This window comes from Mycobacterium sp. SMC-18, assembly GCF_045310895.1.
Taxonomy (GTDB): domain Bacteria; phylum Actinomycetota; class Actinomycetes; order Mycobacteriales; family Mycobacteriaceae; genus Mycobacterium.
This window is the reverse complement of record NZ_JBJIAL010000016.1, coordinates 37,712-56,761: the sequence shown is the minus strand read 5'-3', so window position 1 is coordinate 56,761 and position 19,050 is coordinate 37,712. Positions and strand designations below refer to the sequence as shown.

Below are 19,050 nucleotides of genomic sequence, written 5' to 3'. Positions count from 1 at the left end.
CACCGCTGTGGCAAATGCCGCGAAGTGTAGGGAATTCCCTGATTCGAGGAGGTGCCGCGGTCAATAGGTTCGATTCACGTCCAATCGGATCGAGAGCAAACTCCCAGGAGGCCGCAGATGAGCAAGCGAGCACTGTATTTGACGCGCGTCGCCGTCGTTGCCGCGATGACGAGCTTCCCCGTGTTGGCACCGGCGCCCGCCGGGGCCCTACCCAACGGTCTCGACGTGAACTGCAATCAGGAACCCGGCGAGATCACCACCGCGATCTGCGTCATCAGCGGCTGCCCCCGGGTGCACGGCGACTATGTCGTCGACGCGGTGCACTGGAAGATCGACGGCGGCGAGCAGCAAGAAGAGGGCTTCAAGTGCATCAACGGCGCGACCACCCGATTCACCCTCGGCGGCGGTCCGGGTGCCCACTGGAACATCGCGGTGCAGGCGTGCCGCAAGAAGGATCTCGAGGGCGACTGGTGCGGTCCGTGGTCGAACACGACGTTCACCATGCCCGGGAACGCGAAACCCACACCACAGGCACCGCCCGTCGTGACCCCGCCACCGGCGGAGAAGCCCCCGGTGCAGTGCCCCGCGGGCTCCCCCACCCCGACGGTGCCGGCCGGCCAGACCTGCGCCCCGATCCCTGACGTCACCAACGCGATTCAGGCGTCGTTCGGCGCACCCGGCGTCTCCAGCATCGCGTTCAACGTCACCAACACCTCCAACATCGCGGCTACGTGCAACTACACCGCGACGGCGGATTCGATCAACCCGCTGGTCCCGAAGAAGACGACGCGGCAGTTCAACGTTCCCGCCAACGGCAGCCACACCGAATCCTTCAGTGGCGCACCAACATTGAGCACCTACAACGTGGTGCTGTCATGCAAGGACGCCAGCGGCAGGCAGAAAGCCGAACTCGGCCACGTCGAGACGTCGGTGACGTGGTGATCAGCTGACCGAATTCGGCTCGCCACCCGTGTGATTTGTGCACGATTTTCCGCGGTAAGCGCGGAAAATCGTGCACAAATCCCTGACTAACGCGGCTTCTTGCCGTCCTTCACCTCGGCGGGGTACTCGGGGTAGAACGGCACGTAGCCCTCGTCGCGGCCGGCCAGCACGTAGATCGGGTCCTTCACCTCGTCGCCGTAGCCCTGCTTGCGCAGGTCGACCTTCTGGCTCTTGAACGTCGAGGTGTGCGCCAGGGCGGGCACGACCCGGATGAACAGCGGTACCGCGTAGGCGGGCAGGTGCTCGAAGCCGGCTTTGGCCAGGCGGGCTCCGTCGAACTCGGCGCCCTCGCGCAACTGCACCGACGCCATGCCGGCGCGGCCGCCGCAGCCCGGCACCTCGACGCCGTACACCGTGCACTCCTCCACCTGGTCGTCGGCGCCGAGCGCGGCCTCGACCTCGGTGGTGGCGACGTTCTCGCCCTTCCACCGGAAGGTGTCGCCGAGACGGTCGGCGAACGCGGCATGCGCGAAGCCCTGCGACCGCATCAGGTCACCGGTGTTGAACCAAACGTCGCCGTCCTTGAATGCGTTGCGCACCAACTTCTTCTCGCTGGCGGCCTTGTCGGTGTAGCCGTCGAACGGCTGCAGGTTGTTGACCTTGCTGAGCAGCAGGCCCGGCTGGCCGCGCTTGACCTTGCGCAGCCGGCCGTCGGGTCCGCGGGCCGGCTCGCCGGTCTCCAGGTCGTATTCCACGTAGACGACGGGCGACGGGCAGATGCCCGTCGTCTTGTCGATGTTGAAGACGTTGACGAAGCCGGTGTTGCCCTCGCTGGCGGCGTAGAACTCGCACACCCGCTTGATGCCGAAGCGCGAGGTGAACTCGTCCCAGATGGCGGGGCGCAGCCCGTTGCCGGCGATGACCCGGACCTTGTGTGCCCGGTCGGTGGGCTTGGGCGGCTGGTTCAGCAGGTAGCCGCAGATCTCGCCGATGTAGATGAACGCGGTGGCGTCGTACTTGATGACCTCGTCCCAGAACCGCGAGGCGGAGAACGACTTGCCCAGCGCGAGCGCCGCACCGGCGTTGAGGGCCGACGACGTCGCGACCGTCAGCGCGTTGTTGTGGTACAGCGGCAGGCAGCAGTACAGGGTGTCGCTGCTATTCAGACGCAGCCCCAACCCGCCGAACCCGCCGAGGGCGCGCAGCCAGCGGTAGTGCGTCATGACACTGGCCTTGGGCATGCCGGTCGTGCCCGAGGTGAAGATGTAGAACGCCTTCTCCTTGGCCAGGATCTGGCTGGTGCCCACCGGGTTGGCGGTCGACTGGCCGACGGCCTGCTCGCGCAGTTCCTCCACCGACATGAGACCCGCGGTCAGCTCCGGAGCGGCACCGCACTCGATGACGGGCTCGTGGAAGTCCGGCTCGGTGACGAGCACCTTGGCGCCGAGCAGGCCCAGGCTGTGCGCCAGCACGTTGCCGCGCTGGTTGTAGTTGATCATTCCGGCGATCGCGCCGCACTTGACCGTCGCCAGCATCAGCAGCACGGCGTCCGGCGAGTTGCGCAGCATGATGCCGACGACCGAACCCGGGCCGACGCCCTTGGCCGCCAGCACCGCCGCGTAGCGGTTCACCGTCGCGTTGGCCTGGCCGTAGGTGATGCGCTGGTCCTCGAACTTGATGAAGACCTTGTCCTTGTTGGCCTCTGCGCGTTCCTGGAAGACCTTGCCGATGGACGTCTTCGCCGTCGGGGTCGCACCGAAGCCGGTGATCAGGCCGCGCAGGATCACCGGGGCGTCGGACAGGAAACCGGGCAGTTGCTTAGCAATATCGAGCAGCCCGACGCCGGTGCGTGATGTCTCGTCACTCATGCCCGGTGAGCCTAGTGAGCGATGTCACGCGGCGCACAAGCAGCCATGGCCGCGTCGACGTCTTTGACGACTATGAGCCGGTCGAGCGCGGCCCGCTGGACATAGCCGGTGTCGACCAGCGTGTGCAGCCACGCCAGCAGGCCGTCGTAGTGGCCGTGCGGATCGAGCATCACCAGCGGCTTGTCGTGCATGTTGAGGTAGCCGGCCGTCCAGGCCTCGAAGAACTCCTCGAGGGTGCCGATCCCGCCCGGCAGCGCGATGAACGCGTCGGACCGGTCCTCCATGATCTGCTTGCGCTCGCGCATCGTGTCGGTGACGATCAGTTCGCTGGCGTTCACATCGGCCAGCTCACGGTGCACCAGCTTCTTCGGGATGACACCGATGGTGCGGCCGCCGTTCTCCCGGGCTCCGTCGGCGACGGCGCCCATGGCCGAGACGTTGCCGCCGCCGGACACCAGCGTCCAGCCCCGGGCCGCGATCGCCCGGCCGACATCGCCGGCGAGGGTGAGCAATTCGGGATGACGGGGACCAGCGGCGCAGTAGACACAGACGGCGTAGGCGTTTTCGGTTGTCACACCGCAACGCTAATCGAGCCGTGCCGGGCATCGCGCAGCCATAGGATCGGACCGTGGTGCTGAGCCAGCTCGAAGCGGGCGTCGAAACCCGGTCCGGTGCGCTGCTCACCGGTGCCCGCGGGTCCGGCAAGACCACATGGGCACGGGCCGCATACGACGAGCTGGCGCCCGGCTTCGAGCGCGCCGCCTGGATCACCGGCACCGCGGCCGACTCCCGCGTACCGTTCGGCGCCTTCGAGCGGTTGTTCACGGTGCCCGAGACCGGCCGGACGGTTCAGGTGCTGAGCGCGGCCCGCGAGGCCCTCGGGACCGGACTGCTGTTGGTCGTCGACGACGGGCATCTGCTCGACCGGTTGTCGGCGTCGCTGGTCTACCAGCTCGCGGTGTCGGGGGCGGCCCGGGTCATCGTCACCGCGGAATCGAATCAGTCTCTGCCCGAAGGCATTTCGGCACTGGTACGGGACCGGCTGGTGATGCCGGTGACCGCCGACGGGCCGGTCCCGCCCGTTGCGTCCCCCGCTGCCGACCCGCTGCCGACGCCGGACGACGACGGTGTCGTCGGTCGGCTGCGGCGTGCGGTGCGGGCACTCGACGGCGGTGACGCCCTACCCGTCGCCGAGCTGGCTGCCGCCGCCGACGATGCCCTGCGGCTGGGTGATCTCGAGCTGGCGGAACGCCTGGGCCGCGCCGCGCTGCCGGGCGGCGGCCTGGCCACCCGGGTGACGCTGAGCTACGCCCTGGCCTGGCAGGGTCGCGGTCCGGATGCCGATGCCGTGCTGGCCGAGGTCGACGCGACCGCACTGACCGAACCCGCGTTGCTGATGTGGGCGCTGCCCCGCGCGGCCAACCAGTTCTGGATGCTGTCCGAGCCCGAGCGGGCGACGGCCTTCCTGCGCACCGTCCGCAGCCGGGTCCAGACGCCGACGGCGCAGGTCACCCTGGACGCCTTGTCGGCGACGTTCGCGATGAACGCGGGCAATCTCAATCGGGCGATGCAGCTGGCCGACTCGGTGCTGTCCAGTCCTGATCCGAGCGACACCGCCGTCGGCTGGGCGGCATCGGCGGCGGCGCTGAGCTGTGCGCGAACGGGCCGGTTGACCGAGGTGGACGGCTTCGCCGAGCGCGCGCTGGCCGCCGGCCAGCCGGGCCTGTTGCGGTTCACCAGTGGCTTCGGGCAGACGACGGCCCTGCTGTTGGCCGGCGAGCCCGACAACGCGCAGCGGCTGGCGCAGGAGCTGATCGATTTCACGCAGTCCCAACAGCCCGGGCGGGCCATCGGTGAGGTGCTGTTGGCCGATGTGTTGATCTCGCGGGGCGAACTCGACTCGGCGATCGAACTGCTTGAGAACGCGGCGAAAGCGCTGGCGCGCACCGGGTATTCGTGGGGCCCGCTGGCATGGATGCTGCTGGCGCGAGCCCTCGGACAGCGCGGGGCGACCGCCGAGGCGGGCCGGGCACTGGCCCGCGCCGAGGCCAGGCACGGCTTGAAGTCGATGTTGTTCGCTCCCGAACTGGCCCTGGCTCGCGCCTGGACCAACGCGGCGCGGCGGGACCGGCACGGCGCGATCGCCGCCGCCCGCGAGGCGTTCCGTGCCGCCGAGCGCGGCGGCCAGTCGGCCGTGGCGCTGCGTGCGTTGCACGACGCGGCGTTGTTGGGCGATGTCCGCGCCGCAGACTGTTTCGGCCGCGTCGGCGTCGACTGTGCGTTCGCCAGGCAGGCTCGCGCGGTGGCGGCGGAGGTTGCCGCCGATCGCACCTGACCATTTGCCGCAGGGCAGGTCGTCGACGCCGCCATAGGATTGACCGCAACAGATCTTCGAGGGGTCAGGTCATGGGCGATCCGCTGTACGTCAATACCGAGGGTGTGCTGGGCATGGCCCGGGTGCACGACGCCGTGGCGGCCGGGCTCGGTCAGCTGCAGAACGGCGCGGGTCTCGGCCAGTCGGTCGGCCCGGCCGGTCCGGCGGCGACGCACGGGCTGATCGCCCACGGCATGAATTCGGCACTTGGTGGGGTCATGGCGCGACGCGACAGCATCCTGCAGTCGACGGGCGCCGCCGGTCAGCAGCTGTCCGAGCAGCTGCACCGCGCCGCCGAGGCCTACCGCGCCGGTGACGAGCAGGGTGCGCGTGGGCTGTCCTCGGCCGCCGAGGGCATTCCCGGCGGTGGTGGCGGTGGTGGCGGTGGTGGCGTCAGTGCCGGCGCGCCCGGGGGACTCGGTGCCGCGGTGCCGGGTTCCCCCGCCGCCGGTGGTGGTGACGCCGCGCAGACGCTCGGGCAGGTGGGCCAGCAGGCCGGTCAGATCGCGCAGGGTGTGGCGCAGACGTTGGGGCAGATTCCGGGACAGATCGCCCAGGGCGTGAGTGGCGTGTTGGGCGGGTTGCTCGGCGGACTGGGCGGGGCTGACGGTGTCGGCGCCGGCCATGCGGCGGGCACGGGACTGGGCGGAGCGAGCGGCTCGGGTGGCGTGGATTCCGTTGGGGAACATGACAAGCCGGACACCGACGACCGGGAACGGGAACGCCGGGATCCCGAACGCCACGAGAAGGGTGACGACGACAAGCGGATCCTGTCGGTCGAGCACCGCGGTCCGGCAAGCGGCACCGCCGACGGGAGCGGGGACCCGGCGGCCGGTCCGTCGGGCGTCGCCGCTCCCCCGCCGCGGCGTCCGGCCCAGACCCGGCCGCAGGACATCTAGATCGGGGCCGGGGCCTCACCCGGTGACCCGGAGCTGTCACCAAACCCGACATTGTCAGCCGATGTTGACAGTTTCAAATCGCAAGCGCCGCAGGAGAGCCGACACGCGGACCCGTGCACGCCGGTTTCACTCCAGCGTCATCCGCCGCTCGATGCCGATCGCATCGAGGAAGCGCTCGTCGTGACTGACCACGATGAAGGCGCCGCGGTAGGCGTTGAGCGCCGACTCCAGCTGCGCGACGCTGACCAGGTCCAGGTTGTTGGTCGGTTCGTCGAGCAGCAGCAGGTGCGGCGCCGGTTCGGCGTACAGCACGCACGCCAGTGTGGCGCGCAGCCGCTCGCCGCCGGACAGCACCGACACCGGTAGGTCGATCCTGTTGTCCTGGAACAGGAACTGCGCCAGCAGATGCCGCCTGCGGGTGATGCTGAGGGTCGGCGCCCAGGCCATCAGGTTCTCCAGGACACTGCGCTCCTCATCGAGCAGGTCGAGGCGCTGCGACAGGTAGGCGATGCGGCCGTCGCCTCGGATCAGGGTTCCGGCGTCGGGTTCGAGGTCGCCGTTGATCATCTTGAGCAGCGTCGACTTGCCCGCACCGTTCCGGCCGGTCAGGGCGATCCGCTCGGGTCCACGGATGTCGAGGTCGATTCCGTTGCCGGCGAACAACGTCCGGCCGCCGCGCTGGATGTTCAGGCCGGCCGCGCTCAGCACCGTCCGGCCTGCGGGCACTTCCGTGTCCGGCAGGTCGAGGGCGATGACGTCGTCGTCGCGCACCGCACGCTCGGCGGCGTCGAGGCGCGCCCGGGCATCGTCGACGCGCTGGGAGTGGACCTCGTCGGCGCGGCCTGCCGACTCCTGGGCATTGCGCTTGAGCTTTCCGGCAATGATTTTCGGCAGCCCGGCGTCCTTGACGTTGCGGGCAGCAGTGCCGGCCCGGCGGGCGGCGCGCTCGCGGGCCTGCTGCATCTGCCGCTTCTGCAGCTTCAGTTGCGACTCGGCGTTACGCATCTCATCGACAGCCGCTCGCTGCAATTCAGCGATCGCATCCTGGTACGCCGTGAAGTTGCCGCCGTAGAACTGGACGTCACCGTCACGTAGTTCGGCGATGCGGTCCATGCGGTCCAGTAGTGCGCGGTCGTGACTGATCAGCAGTAGAACGCCTGGGTAGCGGTCCAGCTCGTCGTAGAGCCGTTGCCGTGCAGCAGAATCCAGGTTGTTGGTCGGTTCGTCGAGCAGCAGGACATCGGGACGCCGCAGCAGTTGCGCGGCCAGGCCGAGGGTGACGACCTCACCGCCCGACAGCGTGCCGAGCACCCGATCGAGCGGGACGTCGAGACCGAGCCGGGCCAGCTGCGCCGTGCTGCGTTCCTCGATGTCCCAGTCGTCACCGATGGTGGCGAACACGGCCTCGGAGGCGTCACCCTCGGCGAGTGCCGCCAAAGCCGCCAAAACGGGTGCCACGCCGAGCATTTCGGCGACGGTCAGATCGGTGGCGAACGGCAGTGTCTGCGGCAGGTAGCCGAGCGTGCCGTCGACGGTCACATTGCCGCCAGTCGGCTGCAGTTCTCCGGCAATGAGTTTGAGCAGCGTGCTCTTCCCGGCGCCGTTGGGAGCGACCAGTCCGGTGTGACCGGCACCGACCGTGAACGACAGATCCGAGAACACTTCGGTGCCATCGGGCCAGGAAAACGACAAATGGGAACAGGAGATAGAAGACATGCAAGAGCTCTCGTGAGAGTGACAGGGCGAGGGCGCACTCCGGTTATCCGGAGATGTCTTCTCCCAGCATGTTTCGGCCCACCTCGGTTGGCAGCAGTTGCAAAGCCCACAGTACTCACGGGCGCAACTGATTTATTGCCGCTCAGTACCCGCGCAACTGATCCAGCTGTCGCCGTTCACGTTTGGTGGGCCGGCCGGCTCCGCGATCCCGGACGGGCACTGCCGGCATCGTCTCTTTGGCCGGTGGCGGCGGGCTGCGGTCGATCAGGCATTCCGGCACGACGGCCGCGCCGACCCGCTTGGCGATCGGGCGGATGACCTCGACGATGCGCTCGCGGCCATCGAGCCGGACCCGGACCTCGTCGCCCGGGCTGACCAGCTGCGCCGGTTTGACGGTGACGCCATTGACGCGGACGTGGCCGGCCCGGCAGGCGGCGGCCGCCAAAGACCGGGTCTTGGTGATCCGGACGGCGAAAATCCAGCTGTCGACGCGGACGCTACTCAACTTGTCAGATACCGCCGCAGCATCTCGGTGACGGCGGTGATGTCCGCCGTCGTCACGCGCTCGTCGACCTTGTGCGCCAGGTTCGGGTCGCCCGGTCCGTAGTTGACGGCCGGAATGCCCAGGGCGGCAAAGCGTGCCACGTCGGTCCAGCCGTACTTGGCTCGCACCTGGTCCCCGGCCGCGGCCACCAGCGCGGCGGCGGCCGGCTGCGTCAGACCGGGCAGCGCGCCGGCAGCCGAGTCGGTGAGCTCGATGCGGACGTCGAGACCGGCGAACACCTCGTGGACGTGCGCGAGGGCCTGCTCAACGCTGCGGTCCGGCGCGAACCGGAAGTTGACGGTGACCGACGCGGCGTCGGGGATGACGTTGCCGGCGATGCCGCCGTCGATCCGGACCGCGGACAGTCCCTCGCGGTAGACGCAGCCGTCGATGTCGACCGAGCGCGCCTGGTAGGCGGTGAGCCGGTCGAGGACGGCACCGAGCTTGTGAATCGCGTTGTCGCCCAGCCACGATCGCGCCGAATGCGCGCGGGTACCGGTGGCGTGGATGATGACGCGCAGGGTGCCCTGGCACCCGGCTTCGATGAGACCACCCGACGGCTCGCCGAGGATCGCGACGTCGGCTTTGAGCCAGTCGGGCAGTTCACGCTCGATGCGGCCGAGACCGTTGGCGCTGGATTCGATCTCCTCGCAGTCGTACATGACGAGGGTGATGTCGTGCGTCGGCTCGGCGATGGTGGCCGCCAGGTGCAGGAACACCGCGTCGCCGGCCTTCATGTCGGAGGTACCGCAGCCCCAGAGCTCGCCGCCGACGAGCCGACTGGGGAGGTTGTCGGCCGCCGGGACGGTGTCGGTGTGCCCGGCCAGCAGCACGCGCGACGGCCGGCCCAGATTGGTCCGGGCCAGCACCGCGTCGCCGTTGCGGATCACCTCGAAGTGCGGAGCCTGGGCCTTGATTGCGGCCTCGATCTCGTCGGCGATGAGCTGCTCGTGCCGCGATTCGCTGGGGATGTCGACCAGGGCGGCGGTCAGAGCGATCGGGTCGGCGGTGAGATCGAGCATTCAGCCAGATTAGCTGGTCACCTTTCACCCGCGAGCAGACGCAAAACTGTCGTTTTCACGGCCGAAAACGACAGTTTTACGTCTGCTCGCGAGGGGAGAGTGCCCCAGCTCACGAGGTTCAGGCGACGGCGCGCAGGGCCCGGATGGCAGGTGCCGTCGAGGCGCCGAGCAGTGTCGAGCGGTCGGCCGGGTAGCGCACGTCGATGACGGCGTCGTCACCGAACCGGTAGGGCTTGCCGAGAATCAAGCCCGCCAACTGCTTTCGCATCCGGGACAGCTCGGCCCGCACCGTGACCACCCGGCTCCGGTCGCCGTACAGGTCTTCGGCGAGCTCCGACGCCGAGCGCCCGTTCCGGTGGATCGCCAGCACCAGCAGGATTTCGGCGTGCCGTAGCGAGATGTCATGGCGCCATCCCCCGAACTCCCCGGCCATCTCGAGGACCGGGGCGGCGCGCAGGTCCAGGACGACGCGGGTGGCGGTGGCGTCGTCGTCGGCCGCGGCGGTGGACGGCCGGACCAGCCACCCGCCGGGCAGCATCTCGACGTCGCATCGTCCGAGGGTCGGGATCCACGCCCGCCCCGGGGCCAGTTCGTCGGGCAGCAGAATCCGATTGTGCAGTGGCATCTGGTCGACGGCGGCCACCCAGCCGTCGGCGTCGACCGCCAGCGCCGGACTGCCGATGCGGGCCAGGATGGGCGCGGCGACCATCCGCAGCCGGTTCAGCGTGCCCTCGTGCTGCTCGCGCAGGTGCGCTTCGGCCAGCCGGGCGACCGCGTCGACGAGCGCGACGGTGGTGGGATGCACCGTCGCGGCCGGGCCGGAGACGTCGACGACGCCGATGACCTGGCCGGTGCGCGGGTCACGGACCGGAGCGCCCGCGCAGGTCCAGGCGTGGTGGCTGCGCAGGAAATGCTCGGCGGAGAACACCTGCACGGCCCGGTTGGACGCCAGCGCGGTCCCGATGGCGTTGGTGCCGACGGCGCCCTCACCCCAGTTGGCGCCTTCGACGAACCCGAGCCGGTCGGCCTTGCCCAGCACGGCCGCGGACCCGGACCGCCACAGCACACGACCCCGCGCATCCGCCAGCACGAGGATGTTGTCCCCTTCGGCGACAATGGATTCCAGCCCGCGTGACACGTCGTCGAGCACGGCGAGCAGCCCCGACGACTTGCGCAGCGCATCCAGACCGGACGATTCGATGACCGGCGGGATGTGGGTGTCGGGGTTGACGCCGCGGGCCAGCATCCGCTGCCACGACTCGCCGATGACGTCGCGGGGCCGAGCCGGCGCGCGGCCGCCGGACATGGTCGCGTCGTAGACAGCCGACATCAACCGCGCGTAACTGCGCGGGTCCTCGCCAACAGCTACCGCTGGTTCAGGCACGGCCGGGCTCTGCATCAACGCCGATTGTGCTCCGCATGTCAGCGATAAACCAGGCCGCCGTCGATGAGACCGGCCTGCCCGGTCATGTAGTCGGCGTCGGGCCCGGCCAGGTACGACACGAACCCGGCGACGTCATCCGGGGTTTCCGCACGGCCCAGCGCGATGCCGCCGACGAACTTCGCGTACGTCTCGCCGACCGGGGCGCCGGTGAGTTCGGCGAACCGCTTGTCGATCTCCACCCACATGTCGGTCCCCACCACGCCGGGGCAGTAGGCGTTGACGGTGATGCCGTCGGCGGCGTGCTCCTTCGCGGCGGCCTGGGTCAGGGCGCGCACGGCGAATTTGGTGGCGCTGTACGGCCCCAGCATGGCGAAGCCGTCATGCCCGGCGATCGATGAGGCGTTGATGATCTTGCTGACCTTGCCGTGCGCCTGGTTGCCGAGTTCCTTGAATTTCGCGACCGCGGCCTGGATGCCCCACAGCACGCCGTCGACGTTGATCGACCACAACCGCTGCAGGTCATCGGGCGTGACGTCGGCGAGCGGGCCGACCAGTGCGACACCGGCATTGTTGACCATGATGTCGAGCCCGCCGAGTTCGGTTGCCACATAGTCGACGGCGGCGAACACCTGGTCCCGAGCACTGACATCGGCGACGAAAGTGGTGAATTTGGAACCGATTTCGGATATCTCGGCGGCCACCTCCGCCAAGGGATCGGCTTCGACGTCGACGAGCGCGACGTCGGCGCCGTCACGCGCCAGCCGTAGGGCGATACCGCGACCGATGCCACGCCCGGCCCCGGTGACCAGGGCTACCTGTCCTGCCAATGTCATTGCTGTTTCTCCGCTCATCGCGTCGGGTCGACCAGAACTTTCATCTTGTTCCCCGCATGCAGGGCCTCGAATCCTTCGGAAACCACGTCACCGATCGGGATCTGGGCCACCCATCCGGTGGTGTCATAGGCGCCCTGCGCCATCAACGCGATGACGGCCTCGAAGTCGGCGCCCGTGTAGCACAGCGAGCCCTGGATGCGGGACTCGTTCATCACCAGGTTCAAAAGCGGTGTCTGCAGCGGCTTTTCGTAGATCGCGACGCTAACCATCGGCTTGCGGGATCCGACGCAGGCCAGTGCGGTCTCCACAGCGGGCGTGACACCGGCGGCGTCGTACACCGCGTCGGCGCCGGCGCCGTAGGTGTGGTCGGCGATGAAGCCGGGCACATCGATGACCGTCGGGTCGAGCGTGACGGCGCCGAGCGCTTCGATGGCCGCGCGCCGTGTCGGCGACGGCTCGACGACGAACACTTCCTGAAGTCCCTTGCCGCGCAAGGCGAACCACAATCCGATGCCGATGGGACCGGCGCCGAACACCATAGCGGTGTCACCGGGTTTGACGTCGCCGAGGGTTGCCGCGTGGTAGGCCACCGACATCGGTTCGACGAGCGCGCCGAGTTCCAGCGAGACGTTGTCGGGCAGCCGGTGCAGCATGTTCGTCGGCACCACGGTGTACTCGGCCATGCCGCCGTCGGACATCAGGCCATGGAAACCGATCTGCTGACAGACGTTGTAGTTGCCTGCCGCGCAGGGGCCGCAGTGGCCGCATTTGTAGATCGGCTCGACGGCCACCCGGTCGCCCTCGCGCCACTCGGTGACACCGGCGCCGACGGCCGTGATGGTGCCGGAGAACTCGTGGCCCAGCGTGAGCGGCAGCTCTTGATGCGTCAGGGGGTGCGGCTGTGTGGGGACGAAGATGGGGCCGGCGTAGTACTCGTGCAGGTCGGTGCCGCAGATGCCGTTGAAGCCGACCTGCAGTTGCACCTGGCCCGGCCCGGGAGTCGGGATGGCGACGTCCTCGACAGCGAGTTTGTTGGGTCCGTAGTAGACAGCAGCTCTCATGCGACCAGTTGTATGTGACCGCGGCCACACACCGACAGAGTTGCAGGAGGTTGCAACGCTGCAACGTGCTGCAACTCTTGTCGGGAGTTGCGCCCTGGCTGTGTTCTGAGTCACATGACCGCAACACTGGAACCCACCACCGCCATGTCGCCGCAGCAGCGCGTCGAGAACTGGCTCGCCAACTTCGAGGCGGCACTGGCCGCACAGGACATCGACGGCGTCGTCGGGATGTTCGCCGTCGACAGCTTCTGGCGTGACCTCGTCGCCTTCACCTGGAACATCAAGACCGTGGAAGGCCGCGACCAGATCGCCGGCATGCTGCGCGCGCGGCTGGCCGACACCACCCCGTCCGGGTTCCGGACCCGTGAACCCGCCACCGCCGACGGCGACGTGACGTCGGCGTTCATCGAGTTCGAGACGGCCACCGGGCGCGGCTCGGGCCACCTGCGGCTGCGCGGCGACGAAGGTTGGACGCTGCTGACCACGCTGCAGGAACTCAAGGGCCATGAGGAGCGCAAGGGTGCGACGCGGGTACTCGGCGCGGTGCACGGGTCCGACCCCGACCCGCGCTCGTGGGCCGAGAAGCGCGCCGAGGAAGAGGCGACGCTGGGACGCGAGAAGCAGCCCTATGTGCTGGTGATCGGCGGTGGTCAGGGCGGTATCGCGTTGGGTGCGCGGCTGCGGCAACTCGGAGTGCCGTCGATCGTCGTCGACAAGCACGAGCGGCCCGGCGACCAGTGGCGCAAGCGGTACAAGTCGCTGTGCCTGCACGACCCCGTCTGGTACGACCACCTGCCCTACCTGCCGTTCCCGGCCAACTGGCCGGTCTTCGCGCCCAAGGACAAGGTCGGCGACTGGCTGGAGTTCTACACCAAGGTCATGGAGGTGCCGTACTGGTCGCGCACCGAATGCCTCTCGGCCACTTACGATTCCGAGGCCGGCCGGTGGAGCGTCGAGGTGAACCGCGACGGCGAGCGCATGACGCTGCACCCGACCCAGCTGGTGCTGGCGACCGGTATGTCCGGAAAGCCAAGCATCCCAACACTTCCGGGTCAGGACATCTTTGCCGGGGAACAGCACCACTCGAGTCAGCACCCGGGCCCGGACCGGTACGTCGGCAAGAAGGTCGTCGTGGTGGGGTCGAACAACTCCGCGCACGACATCTGTAAAGCGCTGTACGAGAACGGCGTCGACGTGACGATGCTGCAGCGCTCGTCGACGCACGTCGTGAAGTCCGACTCGCTGATGGAGCTCGGCCTCGGCGACCTGTACTCGGAGCGTGCAGTGGCCGCCGGCATGACGACCGAGAAGGCCGACCTGACGTTCGCGTCGCTGCCGTACGCGATCATGGCCGATTTCCAGCGACCGATCTACGACGCGATCCGGGTGCGGGACAAGGACTTCTACGACCGGTTGGAGGCGGCCGGCTTCGAGCTGGACTTCGGCGACGACGACTCCGGCCTGTTCATGAAGTACCTGCGCCGCGGCTCGGGCTACTACATCGACGTCGGTGCGTGCGAGCTGGTGGCCAACGGTTCCATCAAGCTGGCGCACGGCCAGGTGTCGCACCTGACCGAGAACGCGGTGGTGCTGGCCGACGGCACCGAACTGCCCGCCGACGTCGTCGTCTACGCGACTGGCTACGGCTCGATGAACGGCTGGGCCGCCGACCTCATGGGCCAGGAGATCGCCGACCGCGTCGGCAAGGTGTGGGGCCTGGGCAGCGGGACCGCCAAGGACCCCGGCCCGTGGGAGGGCGAACAGCGCAACATGTGGAAGCCGACGCAGCAGGAGAACCTGTGGTTCCACGGCGGCAACCTGCACCAGTCACGGCACTACTCGCTGTATCTGGCGCTGCAGCTCAAGGCCCGGTACGAGGGCATCCCGACGCCGGTGTACGGGCTGCAGGAGGTCCATCACCTGCAGTGAGGGTTCCCTCGCCGGACCGGGGGCACCGCCCGCTCGTGGGTGGTGCCCCCAGTTCAGCGCTGGTTCAGTAGCCTTTAGCAACGTGACTTCTTCTTCTGGTGCATCCGGCATCGGCATCGCCACCATCACCTCCGACGGAACCGTCCTCGACACCTGGTTCCCGGCACCCGAACTCAACGCCGACGCCGCGGCCGGCCCGGTCCCCGCTGAGCTGGAAGCCCTCGTCGGCACCGACGAGGACCGCGGCGTGCGCACCGAGATCGTGCGCACCACCATCGCCTCGCTCGACGACAAGCCCGCCGACACGCACGATGTCTGGCTACGCCTGCACCTGCTGTCGCACCGCCTGATCGCGCCGCACGGCGCCAACTTGGACGGCATCTTCGGCCTGCTGACGAACGTGGTGTGGACCAACTTCGGCCCCTGCGCGGTCGAGGGCTTCGAGACCGTCCGCGCCAAGCTGCGTCGTCGCGGCACGGTCACCGTGTTCGGCGTCGACAAGTTCCCGCGCATGGTCGACTACGTGCTGCCGAGCGGCGTGCGCATCGCCGACGCCGACCGCGTCCGACTGGGCGCGCACCTGGCGTCGGGCACCACCGTCATGCACGAGGGCTTCGTCAACTTCAACGCCGGCACGCTGGGCACCTCGATGGTCGAGGGTCGTATCTCGGCGGGCGTCGTCGTCGATGACGGCTCCGACGTCGGCGGCGGCGCGTCGATCATGGGCACGCTGTCGGGCGGCGGCAAGGAAGTCATCTCGGTGGGCAAGCGCTGCCTGCTGGGCGCCAACGCCGGTCTGGGCATCTCGCTGGGCGACGACTGCGTCATCGAGGCCGGCCTGTACGTCACCGGCGGCACCAAGGTGACCACCGCCGACGGCCAGACCGTCAAGGCCAAGGAACTGTCCGGCTCGAACAACCTGCTGTTCCGCCGGAACTCGGTCAGTGGCGCGGTCGAGGTCGTCAAGCGCGACGGCACCGGCATCACGCTCAACGAGGCGCTGCACGCCAACTAGCGTCTGCTCACCGAAAGTGAGCTTGTGTGCGTGGTTTCATCGAAAGCTCGCACACGAGCTCACTTTCGTCGTTCAGGCCCAGGGGCCGACGCCCGTCACCTTGTCGATGGTGATGCGGGTGAGGTATCCCGGCGGCGCGCCGGCCGGTGGGAACTGGCCGTTGAACTCGGGCGCCATCACGTTGGTCAGTCGGGTCAGCACTTCCGGCGCCCCACCCTCGACGATGCGGGCGGTACCGCTGATCGCGAGGTACGGATTCACCGATGCGGCGCCCCGGTCGGTGCCGATGATGGTGACCGCCACACGCGGGTCGCGGCGCATGTTGCGCAGCTTCTTGTAGTCGCCGAGGTGCGCGCTGACCAGTTCGTCGCCCTGCAGTTCGACCCACACCACCGAAACCTGCGGGCTGCCATCGGCATTCAGAGTCACCAGCGTTGCGTTGGCCCCGTCCCCGATCAGGGCGCGGGCTTCGTCTGTGAGTTGCATGGGATCTACAAGGCTGCGGCGGCGTGTGGCATTCCCGCCGGGAAAGAGCTTGTGCGCGTGGATCCGCCCAGCTCGTCGCCGCCGGGAAGTTGGAGGTTTTCCCCCAGGGACATCGGCGCACATTCATCGCTAGCGTCAATCCGGTGAGCACGACGACCGGCGACGCGGACACCTTGACACCTACCGAACCCGACAAGATTTCGGCGCCCGAGTGGACCGGCGCGCAGAAGCTGGCGTTCCGGCTGTTCTTCACCATCGGCGGCGGAATCCTGATCCTTTCGGTTTACGGCAATCTGGGCCTGAGCGTCTTGATGGCCCCGCTTCTGCAGGGGCTCGCAAACCTGGGCAGTTTCGTGACCCGCGGCGAGGGCGCGTACCTGAACATCGACGGCGGCGCTGATTCCCTGGCGGAGTGGTGCCTGCACCTCGGCTGGATCCTGGTGGCTCTGGTGATCACCGCGGTGTGGACCGCCCTGGACCAGCATCGGCCGAACTACCGCAGCCTTGCCGCGCTGCTGCTGGTGTTCGCGCGGTTCGGTCTGGCCGTCTCGATGCTGCTCTACGGTCTGGCCAAGCTCATTCCCACGCAGATGGCCTACATGATGCTGCCCGGCTACCAGATCCAGATGGTCGGCGACGTCAGCATGATGAACACGCTGTGGGGTTTCATGGGCGCCTCGGACCCCTACTCGGTGGCCACCGGTCTGGTCGAATTCGCCGCCGGTGCCCTATTGCTGTGGCGGCGCACGTGGCTGCTGGGCGCGCTGATCGCGATCGTGGCCATGGCCCAGGTGTTCCTGCTCAACCTCTTCTACGACGTCCCGGTGAAGCTGGTGTCCGGCCAGCTGTTGTTCATTGCCGTCGCGATCACCACGCCGTACTGGAAAAGCCTGGCTCAAACGGTATTCCAGCTTGGCGCTCCCGAACCGGTCGCGCTGTGGCCGGCGCTGGGTTCCGGCAGGCGGTGGTTGCGCCGGACCGGCATCGTGGCGAAGTTCGCCATCGCAGGCGTCGTCGTCGTGCTGGTCACGACGTTCAGCGTCGTGACCTACCAGCAGATTCGGCACCGGGAATCGGACATCGACGGAGTCTGGCGCGCAACGTCATTCACCGTGGAAGGCGAACAGGCGACGCTGAAGCAGACCTCGCCGGCGCCGTGGACGAATGTCGCGATCGCGGACCGGCCCGGCGACTACACGAGCTTCGTCACTCAGGTCCCGGCGGGTTACGTGACCGTGTACCTGTTCGAGATCCGCGGCGACCGGCTCGAGATCAAGAGGCACGAAGCGGATCCGCCCACTGTGCTGCACTTTCGCCTCGACGGTCCCGACCGGCTGACGTTGACCGGCACGGTCGACGGCAAGCACATCGAAGGCGACTACCAGCGACGGCACATGCAGCGCAGCGAATCTCACTTCCGGTTGATCCAGCCGGAGATCGAGGGTGGGCCGGCCAGTCGTCTGCCCTAGACGAGGAGCTTCTTCTGCACCTTGCCCATGGCGTTACGCGGCAGGCTGTCGACGAGGCGCACCTCGCGCGGCCGTTTGTGCACCGAAAGCTGTTGCGCCACAAAGTCGATGAGTTCCTGCGCCGATGCGGAGCCGACCACGAACGCGACGATGCGCTGGCCCAGGTCGTCGTCGGGCACGCCGACCACCGCGGCCTCCGATACACCCGGGTGCCCCAGCAGGACGGTCTCGATCTCGCCGGCACCGACCCGAAAACCACCGGACTTGATCAGGTCCACCGACTCACGGCCGACGATGCGATGCATGCCCTCGGCGTCGACGACGGCCACGTCGCCGGTGCGGTACCAGCCGTCGTCACCGAGCACCTCCGCCGTCGCCTCGGGCCGGTTGAGGTACCCGCTGAACAACGTCGGCGTGGAAACCTCCAGGCGGCCAATGGTTTCCCCGTCGTGCGGCACCGGCGACCCGTCCTCGGCGACCAGCCGGGTCTGCACGCCGTCGAGCGGCAAGCCGACCCAGCCGGGCCGGCGTTCACCGTCGACCCGGGTCGACAGGGTGATCAGCGATTCGGTGCTGCCGTAGCGCTCGACGGGTGCGTGCCCGGTGAGCCGCACCAGGTCGTCGAACACCGGTACGGGCAGCGCCGCACTGCCGGACACCAGCAGCCGGGCGCCCCGCAACGCCTCGGCGGCGGCGGCATCGGCCACGACGCGGGACCACACGGTCGGCACGCCGAAGTACAACGAGCCGCCCGCCTCCGCATACGCGGCCGGTGTGGGTTTCCCGGTGTGCACGAAGCGATTTCCGATGCGCAGCGAGCCCAGCAGGCCGAGGATCAGGCCGTGCACGTGGAACAACGGCAGGCCGTGCACCAGCGTGTCGGCCGGGGTCCAGGCCCAGGCTTTGGCCAGCGCATCGATGTCGGCCGCGATGGCGCGACGGCTGATCAGCACGCCTTTCGGCAGACCCGTGGTGCCCGAGGTGTACATGATCAGCGCCGTCGAATCCGGCGAGGGCTCGGCGTAGCGGTGCCAGGACCGGGCGTGCAACCGGACCGGAACAACCGGTAGTCCTTCAGTCTCCTCGGGCGCCTCCCCCAGCCAGGCCTGCGCGCCGGAATCGGTGATCATGTGTCGGCGTTCGGCCGCACCGACATCGGCCGGCACCGGAACCACCGGCACCCCCGCGATGAGGCAGCCGGCGATCGCCAGCACCGTCTTGGCGGTAGGCCGTGCCAGGACGGCGACCAGCGACGCCCCCGCGACCCGCTCGGCGACCGATGTCGCAGCCCCGACCAGATCGCTGCGTGACAGCACCGCGCCGTCGATCCGCACCGCGTCTTCGAGGTCGTGTCCGGCAGCGACAACGGCGGGGTTCAGAGAGGTCAGCAGCACATCGCGAGGCTACTCGCCTATCCGATTCCAGCGAAGGACCCGCGTCAAAAATGACTCGCGCTCGGCCGTCGGCGCCAATAGGTTCGAAGCCGTGAGGGCGGGACATCGTCCGTT

16 protein-coding genes are annotated in these 19,050 nt (G+C 68.5%); 6 read left to right on the top strand and 10 right to left on the bottom strand.

Annotation, left to right across the window (positions count from 1 at the left end):
• Positions 1-117 precede the first annotated feature (117 nt).
• The gene (locus ACJH6J_RS16130; protein WP_212812641.1) at positions 118-942 is read left to right on the top strand and encodes a hypothetical protein; all 825 of its coding nucleotides are present in this window, start codon (positions 118-120) and stop codon (positions 940-942) included.
• Positions 943-1,028: 86 nt separating this feature from the next.
• Here the strand turns inward: ACJH6J_RS16130 and fadD6 are convergent, their stop codons facing one another.
• Complete coding sequence (gene fadD6 / locus ACJH6J_RS16125) at positions 1,029-2,810, bottom strand: long-chain-acyl-CoA synthetase FadD6 (protein WP_212812642.1); 1,782 nt, start codon at positions 2,808-2,810, stop codon at positions 1,029-1,031.
• A gap of 11 nt (positions 2,811-2,821) precedes the next feature.
• The gene (locus tag ACJH6J_RS16120; protein WP_212812643.1) at positions 2,822-3,385 is read right to left on the bottom strand and encodes a TIGR00730 family Rossman fold protein; all 564 of its coding nucleotides are present in this window, start codon (positions 3,383-3,385) and stop codon (positions 2,822-2,824) included.
• A 101-nt stretch (positions 3,386-3,486) separates the two neighbouring features.
• Between ACJH6J_RS16120 and ACJH6J_RS16115 the strand changes: the two genes are divergently transcribed.
• Both ACJH6J_RS16115 and ACJH6J_RS16110 read left to right on the top strand, forming a co-directional pair.
• Positions 3,487-5,145, top strand: a complete 1,659-nt coding sequence (locus ACJH6J_RS16115) for a tetratricopeptide repeat protein (protein ID WP_371824596.1) — start codon at positions 3,487-3,489, stop codon at positions 5,143-5,145.
• 71 nt (positions 5,146-5,216) lie between these two features.
• Positions 5,217-6,083 (top strand): type VII secretion target, encoded by an 867-nt coding sequence (locus ACJH6J_RS16110; protein ID WP_212812645.1) that lies wholly within the window; start codon positions 5,217-5,219, stop codon positions 6,081-6,083.
• Positions 6,084-6,209: 126 nt separating this feature from the next.
• On the opposite strand, the gene abc-f is transcribed toward ACJH6J_RS16110, so the two are convergent.
• The 6 genes from abc-f to ACJH6J_RS16080 form a co-directional block, all read right to left on the bottom strand.
• Entirely contained in the window at positions 6,210-7,799 is a 1,590-nt protein-coding gene (gene abc-f / locus ACJH6J_RS16105; RefSeq protein ID WP_406775602.1) for a ribosomal protection-like ABC-F family protein, read from the bottom strand.
• A 142-nt stretch (positions 7,800-7,941) separates the two neighbouring features.
• Complete coding sequence (locus tag ACJH6J_RS16100) at positions 7,942-8,304, bottom strand: RNA-binding S4 domain-containing protein (protein ID WP_073697652.1); 363 nt, start codon at positions 8,302-8,304, stop codon at positions 7,942-7,944.
• Positions 8,301-9,365 carry a succinyl-diaminopimelate desuccinylase gene (gene dapE, locus ACJH6J_RS16095; RefSeq protein ID WP_406784226.1) on the bottom strand — a complete coding sequence of 355 codons (1,065 nt, stop codon included), beginning with the start codon at positions 9,363-9,365 and terminating at the stop codon, positions 8,301-8,303. Before dapE ends, ACJH6J_RS16100 begins: the two co-directional genes overlap by 4 nt.
• A gap of 118 nt (positions 9,366-9,483) precedes the next feature.
• On the bottom strand, positions 9,484-10,764 hold the full coding sequence (locus ACJH6J_RS16090) for a GAF domain-containing protein (protein WP_318986206.1): 1,281 nt from the start codon (positions 10,762-10,764) through the stop codon (positions 9,484-9,486).
• A 23-nt stretch (positions 10,765-10,787) separates the two neighbouring features.
• On the bottom strand, positions 10,788-11,582 hold the full coding sequence (locus ACJH6J_RS16085) for an acetoin reductase (protein ID WP_318986207.1): 795 nt from the start codon (positions 11,580-11,582) through the stop codon (positions 10,788-10,790).
• Between the two features lie 14 nt (positions 11,583-11,596).
• Entirely contained in the window at positions 11,597-12,643 is a 1,047-nt protein-coding gene (locus ACJH6J_RS16080; RefSeq protein ID WP_318986208.1) for a 2,3-butanediol dehydrogenase, read from the bottom strand.
• 114 nt (positions 12,644-12,757) lie between these two features.
• Here ACJH6J_RS16080 and ACJH6J_RS16075 point away from each other — a divergent pair, with 114 nt between their 5' ends.
• Together ACJH6J_RS16075 and dapD are read left to right on the top strand one after the other, a co-directional pair.
• The gene (locus ACJH6J_RS16075; RefSeq protein WP_318986209.1) at positions 12,758-14,572 is read left to right on the top strand and encodes an NAD(P)/FAD-dependent oxidoreductase; all 1,815 of its coding nucleotides are present in this window, start codon (positions 12,758-12,760) and stop codon (positions 14,570-14,572) included.
• Positions 14,573-14,654: 82 nt separating this feature from the next.
• Positions 14,655-15,587, top strand: a complete 933-nt coding sequence (gene dapD / locus ACJH6J_RS16070) for a 2,3,4,5-tetrahydropyridine-2,6-dicarboxylate N-succinyltransferase (RefSeq protein WP_318986210.1) — start codon at positions 14,655-14,657, stop codon at positions 15,585-15,587.
• A gap of 72 nt (positions 15,588-15,659) precedes the next feature.
• Here the strand turns inward: dapD and ACJH6J_RS16065 are convergent, their stop codons facing one another.
• Positions 15,660-16,073 carry a PPOX class F420-dependent oxidoreductase gene (locus ACJH6J_RS16065; RefSeq protein WP_318986211.1) on the bottom strand — a complete coding sequence of 138 codons (414 nt, stop codon included), beginning with the start codon at positions 16,071-16,073 and terminating at the stop codon, positions 15,660-15,662.
• 143 nt (positions 16,074-16,216) lie between these two features.
• Here ACJH6J_RS16065 and ACJH6J_RS16060 point away from each other — a divergent pair, with 143 nt between their 5' ends.
• Positions 16,217-17,542, top strand: a complete 1,326-nt coding sequence (locus ACJH6J_RS16060) for a hypothetical protein (RefSeq protein WP_318986212.1) — start codon at positions 16,217-16,219, stop codon at positions 17,540-17,542.
• Here the strand turns inward: ACJH6J_RS16060 and ACJH6J_RS16055 are convergent.
• Complete coding sequence (locus ACJH6J_RS16055) at positions 17,539-18,936, bottom strand: acyl-CoA synthetase (RefSeq protein WP_406784224.1); 1,398 nt, start codon at positions 18,934-18,936, stop codon at positions 17,539-17,541. The two genes, ACJH6J_RS16060 and ACJH6J_RS16055, sit on opposite strands and share 4 nt — an antisense overlap.
• Positions 18,937-19,050 lie beyond the last annotated feature (114 nt).